Here is an 11,674-nt window from a genome sequence, read left to right as displayed (position 1 = left end):
GATCCAGAAAGACGTAACTCATCCCGGCTCATGCGATCGAGTGAAGCCGAAACACATGCGCCGGGGAGTTGAGTTGCGCGCGCAACATAACTCCCCGGCGAAGGATGTTTGGAGAATTCCCTGATCAGAGGAAGCTGAACTCGTCCGGCACTTCGGGGGTCTGGAAGGCGAAGACACTTTCGGCGAGCTCACCTGCCGCGCCGATCGTGCCGCCAACGATAGGCAAGCTGGAACCTGCATCGACAATCGTGTCCATCCACCCGTCAAACGCGTTCGCGAAGGCGAGTTCGGTTGAACTTTCGGCACTATGTGCCCCGAAGTAACCGTCGAAATCGATCATGCCGGCTGTTGGGTCGTCGAAGGTTTCTTCAAAATCATCGAGTGCCTCGATCCCGGTTGCTCCCGAACGATCCGACCAGGTAAAGACGAAAAGTCCGTCATCAAAGGCTGACCCGATATCTATGTCCTGCGTCCCGTTTTCACCGACGATACGAAGGGTTTCCACCTTGGTCGCTTCCTCGTGCATGTTCTTGATCCGGACGCTGCCGCCATCGCCCTCGATCACCAGGTCTTTGCCGCCTTCAACAAAGAACCGTAGATCGCTGGCATCCATTTCGCCGGCGTTTCGAAGTTCCAGAACATCGGAGCCGCCACCGCCACCGGAGATGGCGTCCAGCTTGTCGCTGGCCAATCCAACAAAGTCACCGAGTTCACGCGCTGCGTCGAGGCCAGCCTCGTCGACATCCATCTCACCGGTCGAGCCGAAGGTGAAGAGGTAAGTGTCGTCGCCCTGGCCGCCTATCGCATCGCCACCGGCCTTGCCTCCGGTCAGGAAGTCGTTGCCACTGCCGCCAAAATATTGAGTGCTGGAATAGTCAAAGATGGAGGTAATCGTGTCGTGAATGTCTTCGACAGCTTCCTTGGCATCGTCGACGACGTCACCGACCGCATCGACAATGTCGTCAAGCGGGTTCATCTCATCCAGGAACGCCTTGACGCTGTCCACCTTGTCGTTGATGCCTGACAGTGTTTCGCCGAACGCCAGATCGAAGGGCAGCAGGGAAGATGCATCGGAGCTGTCGCCCGTGCCGAAATCCGGCAGCTGCGGAAAGACCGCCGACCAGAACAAGTCCGAGAATGCCCCTGTGTCGATCAGCCAGTCGCCGCCGTCCTGACCGAAGACGAAGTTCGTCTTTTCACCCGTCATCATCATCAGGTCGTCGCCGTTGCCACCGAAGGAGAAGTTGAACGATCCGCCGCCAAGGAAAATATCGTTGCCTTCCTCGCCCATCTGGAAGCCCAGATCGCCACCGGTGTTGAAGAGGTCGCCGCCGTCACCGCCGAACTGCAGGTTCAGCGAAGGGGCGTTTTCCTTCATTTTCTCCGTGAGGCTCTGCTTTTTGGTGTCATCGGAACCGGAGTTTTCGGTCGTCGTCGAGGTCGCTTCCGTGTCGTTGCTTTGCTCGTCCTTGTTTTCGTCCGCCTTTTCGGCAGCCTTTTCCTTAAAGTGATCTATGAAGGCCTTGAACGGGTCGGCTTCGCCGTCACCGCCGCGGGTGATCATGAAGTCGGTCGCATCGCCGCCGAACTGCAGCTGGACACCGGCATCCTTGCCGCGTTCCACCGCGATCATGACATCGGTGTCACCGCCGCCTTCCTGGACGTTGACCCGGCCGAGACCGATCATCAGGTCCGTGCCGTCGCCACCGGACTGCAGGTTACCCTTGCCGCCACCGAGAAGGACGTCGCTGCCACCGCCGCCTGCCTGGATGTTGCCTTTGCCGGCACCGATGGCAATGTCCGTTTCTGCGCCGCCGAGCTGGATGTTGAGTTCACCACCAGCCAGCATGACGTTGGTGCCGTCGGAGCCGGTTGAATTGGCGTAATCGGCTAGCTTGTCCTTCGCCGCGTCGAGATCGAACCCGGCAAGACTGACGCCATCGGGGATCGTTGACCAGAGCTCCGCACCGAACTGGACGTTGCCTCTGCCAGCGCCGATCAGCCAGTCATTTCCGGTGCCGCCGATCTGAATGTTGGCGCCACCACCGGCGACCAGGATATCGGCATCGTTGCCGCCATACTGGATATTGGTGCTGCCGACAGCGACGGCCAGATCCTCACCGTCACCGCCGACCTGCACATTCAGGCTGCCAACGGCGAACATCTTGTCCTTGCCGTCCTGGCCGAGCTGGACATTGGTCTGACCGGCCGCCAGAAGGAGATCGTCGCCATTTCCGCCCGACTGGATGTTGAGGTTGCCGATGCCGACCATGGTGTCGTTGCCGTCGCCACCCCATTGAAGGTTGGCGTTGCTGACAGCGACCATCGTGTCGTCACCCGCTTCGCCGCTCTGGCTGGTCGCCAGAAGGGCGCTGGCAATCATCTTGTCGTTGCCGGTTCCACCGAACATGACATTGACGCCACCGGCACTGATCATCGTGTCATCGCCTGCATCGCCGAAAACGGTGTTGACGCCGCCAACGGCCGTTATCGTGTCGTTGCCGTCATTCCCGCGCAAAACATTGGTTCCGCCGATCCCCTTGATGTTGTCGTCGCCGGTGCCGCCATGCACGTTGTTGACGCCGCCAATGGCTTCGATCGTGTCGTTGCCGCTGTCGCCATAGATGGTGTTGAGTGCGCCGCGCCCTTTGATAACGTCGTTACCGCTGCCGCCCCGCATGATGTTGACTGCTCCCCAGCCTTCCAGGAAGTCGTTGCCGCTGCCACCCTGCATGTCGTTGTGGGCACCGTAGCCATAAAGCGAGTCGTTGTGGGCGCCGCCGTCCATCTTGTTGGAGGCGCCATACCCATAGAGCTTGTCATTGTGATTGCCGCCATACATTTCGTTGCGGGCGCCATGGCCGTAAATGCGGTCATTGTGATCGCCGCCGCTCATGTAGTTATATGCGCCGGTTCCCTTCATGTAGTCGTGGCCGGAACCACCCCACATCTTGTTCTTTGCGCCATAACCGTACATGGAATCGTTGCCCGAACCGCCTGACATGGAGTTGTAGGCACCGTATCCGTAGACGCGGTCGTGTCCGGATCCGCCGTAAAGATAGTTGGACCCGCCGTACCCCTTGACGAGGTCGTTGCCGCTGCCGCCGTCAAGCTTGTTCCAGCCACCGTATCCGTAAACCGTATCATTGCCCGAGCCGCCGAGAAGGTGGTTCTTTGCAGCGTGACCATAAAGTTTGTCATTGCCGCTGCCGGCATTCTTGTAAACGCTGATACCCCAAAGTTTGTATGTCTGATGAATCGATTTTGTAGAACTTCCCATGAGTCAAATTCCTTTTGTCCAAGCTATTGTTTAAATTTAAGTTTTTTGAAAAACAGTCAGCAGATTCGGGATGAGCGGCTGACTTTTTGTCCGTCGGCATTCAAACCGGCGAATTGGACGACGCGGCGCGGACGGCCGTCCGCCGCACGCCGCACGGCCTTGAAGGCAAGGCCTGGAAAAACCGTACGCACCAGATCTCTTGAAGCGGCAAAGCCGTCACCGAAAGGCGCAACGAGATCCATGACAACCGGATTGGTTCCGCAAGACCATTCGTCCGGAGACAGGGGAGTGTCGTCCTCCAGAACCGCCTTTTCCGTATCCGTGTCGAGATAGGCCCAGGTTGCCAGCGCCACCGCCAGACCCTTGCGGCGCCAGATCCGGAACTGTCCCAGTTTCATGGGTGGAAGAACCAATGCGCCGAATTGGTCGATACTGCGTGACCTGTAAAGATCGCACTGGGCCATGAGCGCAAGACTCTCTCCCAGGACGGTGAAATCGAGACCAGGCTCCAGATTGGTATTCGTGTTGTCATGCATCCGTTAGCTCACTATCTGACGCTCCGGCATTGGCTGAAACAGGCCGAGCGGCGCCTTTCCGATGGATCTTTCCGATCTATCGGTTGTGGTTTTCAGAGCCAGGTTGGTCGACCTGACAAAGTATTAGCGTCTTGCAAAAGCAGTTCAGGCGAAAACATCGCCTTGATATTCATGTGATCACCGTGGCGACCCACCAGGTATTGAAAATTGGGGAAGTATCCGGACGAATATGTTCGGTACTGCTAATCAAAGCCCCCGTCGCTTTTAAGGTCAGCCGGTTGGCATTCCCTTGCGACAAGATGACCTTGGGGCAGTTTTAGTTAACGAGTAGTGACGGGCGTCACTAAAGGTTTGGTAAAAATGAATATCGACAGAATATGAGTGTGGAAAGTAGTGATAATTCGAATATTTGTGACTTAAAGCACAAATGAATCCTTTTGTGCCAAAGTGTATTGTGATTTCTATCACGAGTTAATATTTTACGAGATTTCTATGTAATAAAGATGAGAGTACCCAATAGTGGCAAGAGTAATGCAGTTTGTTCTAGCGCTTGAGGCCTGGAAGCGTATCAATAGCGGCACCGAGTTCGTCGAAATGCGAAATCACCTTGTCCGGTCCGAGTTCGGAAACGGGGACAGGCGTGTAACCGAAATCGACTGCGATGACTGGAATGCCGGCATTGCGGGCTGCGTTGATATCTGTGCCACTGTCGCCGATCATGATCGACCCCTCGACTGTACCACCCGCGCGCTCTATCGCCCCATGGACCGGATCCGCATGGGGTTTGGACCGTTCATAAGTGTCACCGCCAACGACAGCATCAAAATATTTCGCAAGATCAAGTGCATCCAGGAGCGGAAGGGTCAGTCGCTCGGCCTTGTTGGTGCAGACCGCGAGTTTCCAGCCTTGCTTTCTGAACGTTTCCAGTGAGGCCTCGACACCTTCGAACGGTCTGGTATGCACGGCAATATTGGCGGCGTAGTGGTCCAGAAAGTGACGGAACAGCGGGTCGACCATCTCGTCCGTCCACTCGATTTTGTTGAATTCGAGCCCGCGCTGCAACAGGATCCTGGCGCCCATGCCAACCATGTGGACGACCTTTTCCTGGGGGACTTCACGGTGGCCGTTTGCCGTCAGGACGATATTGAGTGTGACGACAAGATCTTCCATCGACGACACCAGCGTGCCATCCAGATCGAATACAAGAACTGACATGAAACCCTCGAACCGGTGAGATGAACTTCCTGCGTACCCGGAAATGGAGGGGGACTGCAAGTGTGCGCTGACGTGATGGCGCTTCAAACGACGCCTAAAGTTTATAGGCCGTGCGGAAGCCGCCCCAATGCCTGCCCTGGACGAGGATCGGTGCGTCGATTTCCTTCATCCAGACGATATTGCCACCTCCCATGTCCCGTGCATACGACTGGATAAGGAAGGGCCGCGTGTTGCGTGCCGCACTGAGACCGGCACGATCGTCGAATATCCGTTTGTTCCTGCAATTGGCGGTATTCCAGGCAGGATCGTCGAGACGCTGCGGATTGGAAAAGACCAGATTGTGAACCGGCAGGTATCCGTTTCGGTCGACAGAGGCACAAAATGCCATGCCGTGTTCCGTGCCACTGTCGAGAATGTCTTCCTGGATTTCCGGAAGCACGTTTTCCAGATGCTGCAATGCCCGCGTTGAGACCTGCTGCGGATTCGTTCCTTCAATCGGTTGATAGTCCGTGTCGAACAGGTCGTCCAGGGTCAGCACATTTCGCGAGACAAGATCATGCATGGCGTTTTCTATTCTTGAAGCGCCGGATTGTGCCCAGTCCACTTCGCGGGCGTGGCTCTCGTGAATGGAGGCGAGCTTGCGACGCAGGGCTTGCTCGAAGGCCGGTTCGGGATCCTGGAAACAGCTGTGAAATCCGTTGTCCGATACGGCGACCAGTCTCGCGGTGACGTTGCCAAGTCCATTGAGCTCGAGTTGAACAGTGTCGTTTTGCTTCAGGGCAAGGTCACTGTTTGCCTTGAAGAGAAGGCCGCCCTCTGAAATGTCCAGAGTTTCGATCTGGCCTGTCACGGAGCCGTTTGCGACCGACCCGGAGATCTTGACCGGCAGACGATCGTGCTGCCGCCTGTTTCCGAGTCCCGTCTGCCGGATCATCATTGTGAACCGGTTCTGAAGCGATCGGCTGGCGGCACTCATCTGCGCACCGGATTCGCGGGCCAGTGTGCCCCCTTCTTCTGCCGAGACCGCGCTTTCGGTGATTATCTGTGCCTTGCGAACCACCTCCTGCGCAAAGTCAGCGGTCTTGTTTGCTTGTTCACCGATCAGATTGGTCGTGTTTACCTGGGAGCGCACCGCGTCTTCGACGGTGGCAAAACTCGGCCGGATTTTTCCGATTATGTCGATGATCCTGTTGACCGAACCCAGGCTGTGTTCCGCGGACAGGTTCAGCTTTTCAATATTGGAGACGATCTGCTCCGTTGCCGATTGTGTCTCGACAGACAGGGCCTTGACCTCGCTTGCGACCACGGAAAAACCTCTGCCTGCCTCTCCCGCACGGGCAGCTTCGATGGTTGCATTCAAGGCCAGCAGGTTTGTTTGTTTTGCGATGTCCGAGATAAGGCTGACAACATTTGCAATGTCATCAATAGCGCCCTTGAGTTCAAGTACGCCTTCATTGGCCTGATCTGCGATTTCACGCGCTTCATCAGCGAGTTGGTTGGAAACTCCGACCTGTGATCCGATCTCGCCGCTGGAGGCTGACAGTTCCCGGATGGATGTCGCCAGGTTGGAGGCGTTTTCATCTGCAACGGCCGATTGGTCTGAAAGCAATTGAGTATCGCTTCGGATTGCCTCAAGCGTATCCATTTGACCGACCAGCCGGTCCTGAACCTTGTCCGCGGCAATATTGATTGTCCTGGCTGCGACCTGGAGATCGTCTTCCAGACTATCAAGCACGAACTCAAGCTGATCTGACTTGTTCTGGTCCAGGGCTTGGCATGCATCGTCCGCCGGGGCTTGAGCCCCGGTTTCTTCCCCAGGGTTGGTGCTGGCGTCGGTCAGTTCGTCAAGCGTGGATTTCTTGCGCCGAAACAGATTCATTTGAGACCATGCTTTTCAAATCTCGGGAAATTGCGTTCAAGATCGCAGTTCATTCTAAAATCATGGTTAACAAATTCATTATTCCGGTTCTCCAGCTGTTTCCTCACGGAAGTCGGGAATGCCACTGGACCGGCGGAGGCTGGCCATGTTAAGCACCCGGCGATCAGGAATATGTAACCGGCCGCGGCCCATCCGCTGGGGTGGTGGCTGAAGGAATAGTGGATGAGCGATCATTTTAAACAGCAGGCAGCTGAGCGTGCAGCGGATGATGTGACCTCGGGAATGCGGCTTGGCATCGGAACCGGGTCGACGGCGGAATTCTTCGTGCACGCACTGGCGAAGCGTGTGGGAGAGGGACTGGACGTCATCGGTGTGCCGACGTCGGAAAGAACGCGGGAGCTGGCCTCCGGACTTGGTATCCGCCTGACGACGCTGGAAAATCTTCCGGAACTTGACCTGACGATCGACGGAGCGGATGAATTTGATGCCGGACTCGCTCTGATCAAGGGCGGTGGTGGCGCGCTGTTGCGTGAAAAGATCGTTGCGGCTGCATCAGGACAGATGACCGTGATCGCGGACAGCAGCAAGGAAGTGGCAATTCTTGGACAGTTTCCCTTGCCCATTGAGGTCGTCCCGTTCGGTCTGCAGGCCACAAGCAACGCTGTCTTGAGCGTATTCGACGACCTTGGCCTGCCGCAGAAACTGGAATTGAGAGGGGGCAGTGGGCAGCCCTTTGTCACTGACGGTGGCCATTACATCCTGGATGCGCATCTTGAGGCCATACCTCAGGCGCAATTTCTGGCTAACCGGCTCGTGGCGATACCGGGCGTTGTTGAACATGGTCTGTTCATCGGGCTTGCAACAAAAGCTTACGTGGCGGGCTCGGATGGGGTAAAGACCGTCTTGCCTGTCTGACTGTTTTGGATTTGGCCTCCGCAGAAATTTCCGGAGTGCCGCGTAGGAGTAGAAAAATGACACTTATGAAAGCACTTCCGCGGTCGGCCGTATTGGGTGCGGTAATGTCGGCCGTTGGAATTTTTACATCGGCGGCGATTGCACAGGACGCAATTTCCGAAAGCCATATGGCAGCGGCCAAGAACGTGGCCGAAGTCACAAAGGTTCTGGAGCCTTTCGACGAAATCCTGCCGATACTTGCCGAACAGACACGGACCGCATTCATTCAGGCGGAACCGACACGTGCCGAGGAAATCATCGAAATCACGCAGGACGTGGCGCTGCAGCTCGCGCCGACCCGGTCTGATCTGAACAAACTGGTTTATCAGGCCTGGGCAACCAATTTTACCGAAGAAGAGCTGAACCAGTTGGCTGAATTCTACACCACTGATCTTGGACAAAAGCTCACCAGCGCACTGCCGGCCGTGACACAGCTTTCCGTGGGTGCTGCCCGGGAATGGCAGGACAAGCTTTCCACTGACATGGTGACGATGGTCCAGCAGGAACTGCAAAAGAGAAACAAGGTTGAATAAACGTTCCGATAACGGGGACCACACAGAGAATTGAAGCTGGTATTCTGACCGGCGTTTGGGCCGCGGAAGCGGCCCAAACCGTTCCAATATCTGGTTTTCCTGGCATGGAACGCCAACGCTAGCTCAGATGACGGCTTGCACGGCGAATTACATCGCTTATGTGCGGGCAGGCTGGGAACCCGCCGGGTGTATGACGGGTGATTTCAAAAGAGGCACAAATGACCGACTACGACTACGACCTTTTTGTTATTGGCGGCGGATCGGGTGGCGTTAGGGCCGCACGCATTGCAGCAACACATGGCGCTCGTGTCGGGATTGCCGAAGAATACCGGTATGGCGGAACGTGTGTCATCCGGGGTTGCGTTCCCAAGAAACTGTTTGTCTACGCGTCAAAATTTTCCGAAGAATTTGAAGATGCGGAAGGTTTCGGCTGGTCCGTCGGGGAACGTGGTTTTTCCTGGGACAAACTGGTCGCGGCCAAGGATCAGGAAATTACGCGTCTTGAAGGCATCTACCGCCGTAACCTGGAGCGGACGAACGTGGAGGTCCACGATAGCCGGGCCGTGCTCGAGGATCCACATACCGTCCGCCTGCTGTCGACCGGCCAGACATTGACCGCAAGGTACATTCTGATCGCAGTTGGTGCGTCGCCCAATGTCGACAACAGCGTACCGGGCATGCAACACGTGATCACCTCCAACGAGGCCTTTCACATGACGGAGTTTCCGCGCAAGGTCATTGTTGCCGGTGGCGGTTACATTGCCGTTGAGTTCGCCGGTATTTTCAACGGTCTCGGGGCGGATACGACGCTGATTTATCGCGGTGAGGAAATCCTGCGCGGCTTCGATATGGATCTGAGAACCACAATTCGCCAGGAAATGGAGAAAAAGGGCATCAAGGTCATTTTGGGTGATGCGTTCTCCGCCATTGAGAAGGAAAGCGATGGGTCGCTGACCGGCAATACCAAGGGTGGCAAAAGCCTTGCCGCCGACCAGATCATGTTTGCCATCGGCCGGAATCCCCATACCAGCGATCTGGGATTGGAAAAGGCCGGTGTCGAGATTGATCGAATCGGAGCTATCAAGGTGAGTGCCGATTCTAGAACGAACATTGAGTCGATCTATGCGGTTGGTGATGTCACAAACCGTGCAAACCTGACCCCGGTTGCAATCCGTGAGGGGCACGCATTCGCCGACACGGTATTTGGCAACAATCCCTGGACGGTCGACCACAGCCTGATCGCCACGGCAGTCTTTTCCCAACCCGAGATGGGAACAGTGGGACTGACCCAGGAACAGGCGCTGGAACGCACACCAAACCTTGACATCTACAAATCCAGCTTCAGGCCGATGAAACACACCTTGTCCGGACGTGACGAGAAGATGCTCATGAAAATGATCGTCGATGCCGATACGCAAAAAGTGCTCGGCGTGCACGTTGTTGGTCCTGATGCGGGCGAACTTGCCCAGATTCTGGGTGTTACGCTCCAGATGGGTGCGACCAAGGCGGATTTCGACCGCACCATTGCCGTTCACCCGACAGCGGCCGAAGAACTTGTGACGATGCGTGAGCCGACAGAACAGCTGCGTGGCTGAAACCGGTCCGTGCAAATGCGGCCATTGCCGGCAAATCTCTGCGGATGGGATGCAGGCTTAGCCTGCCGCCTTGCTGTAGGTTTCCACGTGTCCGGCTTTATCGGGGGCAGAGGATTTGCATTCGTCTGCGTCCCGTGTCGGAATGTCGGAGAAAAACGTGAACTGGCTGCGGCCCATGGCTTTGGACCGGTAGAGAGCGGCGTCTGATCGGCTGACAAGCTGCTCCCCTTCGGAACCATCCTCGGGAGCGCAGGCGATCCCGATGCTGAGGCCGACGCTTACCGTGGTGCCGTCGCCACATGAAATGGGCTCCTGGGCGGAAGCAACGAGCGTACGGCATAGCGTCTGCAACTGCGTTTTTGCCGTTTCCTTGCGGTAGATCACCATGAACTCGTCACCACCGATCCGGCAGACGAGGCCCTGTCTGCCCACTGTTTCCTGCATCCGGTGCGCCACCACCCTTATGACTTCATCTCCCGCTGCATGCCCGAAGGTGTCGTTCACGGACTTGAATTTATCGAGGTCACAATGAAGAACGGCAAAGTGCTTTTCGGGAAGTTCCTTTACCGACGTATCCAGAACCCGATTGAACAGCAGTCTGTTTCCGAGGCCTGAAAGCGTGTCGTGGAGGGCGAGATATCTGTTTTGTTGCTCACTCACCTGAAGAGAGGTCGTCAGCAGGCCTATGCGCCAGGCAATCCCGAACGCAAGTGCGCCGAGCGCAACACTCAAGATGGCAATGACCGGGATGATCGTTGGCCAGATCGATGTGCTGGCAGATTCGCTTTCCCAGCGAAACGCACCCAGCGGGATGTCGGTCTGGTCCGAGACGGGATGGATGGGCCCATCATAGTCAGCGGAAACAGTGTCGATGAATGCAAAGGAAGTGAAGTCGAGTTGAGCGTTCAACTGCTTTTGTAGCGTTTCGTCGATGTAGAGCGCGGATAGCAGTATCGTCGGAGGTCCGTCTGGAAGCGTTGTGTGAAACTTGTCCGGAATGACCGGCATTGCGCCGAATATGGCGGGCTTGCCATCGATGCGGACATATCCCATCAACGCATAGTCCTTCGGATCAATATCAAGGAGCGAACGATACCCGAAGCCGCCTGGAACACGGACCCGGTTGCGCAGGTATTTCGCGGTCAGTTTTTGAACAATGATCTCGAGTTCGGGGGTCTCGTCCAGGGGCCGCTTGATGATGTGCGTATAGTCTTCGAAGGACTCCGCGAGGACCTTTTTGTCTCCGGAGATCAACATGATCTTGTCGTGCCTGTAGTCGGTCCAGAGCGTATCGAAGCTTTGCCGCGCAAAGGCAGGATTGAAGCCACGCACCAGGTTTTCGACCGATGTGTCGGATGACGTGATCCTGATTTGCTCCCGCACGATCGCGCGCAGTCGATCCGAGACGACACTTTGAAACAGTCGCTCTTCGTTGGCGATCGTCTGTTGCGTTGATGCCCGCGTGGCGATGAAACCGACAAACATCAGGGAAATCGACGTAACGGCGATCAGAAGACCGGCAAGCATGAACGCGAGACGCGAAATATGCTGTCTGGCAAGTTTTGGAGCTTGATCGCTATGCCTACGCCGGAATTCGCTCAAGTTGCAGTCTCTTTAGATACTACGGTTGGTTATGTGTTTCTTGCTTTTATCTCCGGGAATTTTAGATGTGAAGCCTTAAC

General features: G+C 56.2%; 8 protein-coding genes. 3 read left to right on the top strand and 5 right to left on the bottom strand.

Translation table 11 applies throughout. From position 1 onward, the window contains the following. Positions 1 to 124: 124 nt before the first annotated feature. The 4 genes from LA5095_RS21820 to LA5095_RS21805 all read right to left on the bottom strand — a co-directional run bounded on the left by LA5095_RS21820 (position 125) and on the right by LA5095_RS21805 (position 6,910). A complete protein-coding gene (locus tag LA5095_RS21820) occupies positions 125 to 3,280 on the bottom strand; it encodes a calcium-binding protein (protein WP_055118721.1) in 3,156 nt (1,051 codons plus the stop codon). Between the two features lie 56 nt (positions 3,281 to 3,336). Beyond that, complete coding sequence (locus tag LA5095_RS21815) at positions 3,337 to 3,816, bottom strand: toxin-activating lysine-acyltransferase (RefSeq protein ID WP_055118719.1); 480 nt, start codon at positions 3,814 to 3,816, stop codon at positions 3,337 to 3,339. A gap of 543 nt (positions 3,817 to 4,359) precedes the next feature. Continuing rightward, a complete protein-coding gene (gene gph, locus LA5095_RS21810; RefSeq protein WP_055118717.1) occupies positions 4,360 to 5,031 on the bottom strand; it encodes a phosphoglycolate phosphatase in 672 nt (223 codons plus the stop codon). 94 nt (positions 5,032 to 5,125) lie between these two features. Then, a complete protein-coding gene (locus LA5095_RS21805; protein ID WP_082442816.1) occupies positions 5,126 to 6,910 on the bottom strand; it encodes a methyl-accepting chemotaxis protein in 1,785 nt (594 codons plus the stop codon). 222 nt (positions 6,911 to 7,132) lie between these two features. Between LA5095_RS21805 and rpiA the strand changes: the two genes are divergently transcribed. The 3 genes from rpiA to gor all read left to right on the top strand — a co-directional run bounded on the left by rpiA (position 7,133) and on the right by gor (position 9,992). Next, a complete protein-coding gene (rpiA, locus tag LA5095_RS21800; RefSeq protein WP_055118715.1) occupies positions 7,133 to 7,825 on the top strand; it encodes a ribose-5-phosphate isomerase RpiA in 693 nt (230 codons plus the stop codon). Positions 7,826 to 7,881: 56 nt separating this feature from the next. Further along, positions 7,882 to 8,397 carry a DUF2059 domain-containing protein gene (locus tag LA5095_RS21795; protein ID WP_055118713.1) on the top strand — a complete coding sequence of 172 codons (516 nt, stop codon included), beginning with the start codon at positions 7,882 to 7,884 and terminating at the stop codon, positions 8,395 to 8,397. 218 nt (positions 8,398 to 8,615) lie between these two features. After that, the gene (gene gor / locus LA5095_RS21790) at positions 8,616 to 9,992 is read left to right on the top strand and encodes a glutathione-disulfide reductase (RefSeq protein WP_055118711.1); all 1,377 of its coding nucleotides are present in this window, start codon (positions 8,616 to 8,618) and stop codon (positions 9,990 to 9,992) included. 57 nt (positions 9,993 to 10,049) lie between these two features. Here gor and LA5095_RS21785 read toward each other — a convergent pair whose 3' ends face one another. Then, positions 10,050 to 11,594, bottom strand: coding sequence for a diguanylate cyclase domain-containing protein (locus tag LA5095_RS21785; RefSeq protein ID WP_208992811.1), 1,545 nt, complete (start codon positions 11,592 to 11,594; stop codon positions 10,050 to 10,052). Positions 11,595 to 11,674 lie beyond the last annotated feature (80 nt).

This window comes from Roseibium album (genome assembly GCF_001404515.1).
In the GTDB taxonomy this organism is placed as follows: Bacteria; Pseudomonadota; Alphaproteobacteria; order Rhizobiales; family Stappiaceae; genus Roseibium; species Roseibium album.
The sequence above is the reverse complement of the archived record's forward strand: the minus strand, read 5'-3'. Positions and strand labels throughout refer to the sequence as shown.

Bases quoted from the DNA above. Each gene is read 5' to 3' on its own strand.
- LA5095_RS21820 (WP_055118721.1), bottom strand. From the start codon at position 3,280: ATGGGAAGTTCTACAAAATCGATTCATCAGACATACAAACTTTGGGGT.
- LA5095_RS21815 (WP_055118719.1), bottom strand. From the start codon at position 3,816: ATGCATGACAACACGAATACCAATCTGGAGCCTGGTCTCGATTTCACC.
- gph (WP_055118717.1), bottom strand. From the start codon at position 5,031: ATGTCAGTTCTTGTATTCGATCTGGATGGCACGCTGGTGTCGTCGATG.
- LA5095_RS21805 (WP_082442816.1), bottom strand. From the start codon at position 6,910: ATGAATCTGTTTCGGCGCAAGAAATCCACGCTTGACGAACTGACCGAC.
- rpiA (WP_055118715.1), top strand. From the start codon at position 7,133: ATGAGCGATCATTTTAAACAGCAGGCAGCTGAGCGTGCAGCGGATGAT.
- LA5095_RS21795 (WP_055118713.1), top strand. From the start codon at position 7,882: ATGACACTTATGAAAGCACTTCCGCGGTCGGCCGTATTGGGTGCGGTA.
- gor (WP_055118711.1), top strand. From the start codon at position 8,616: ATGACCGACTACGACTACGACCTTTTTGTTATTGGCGGCGGATCGGGT.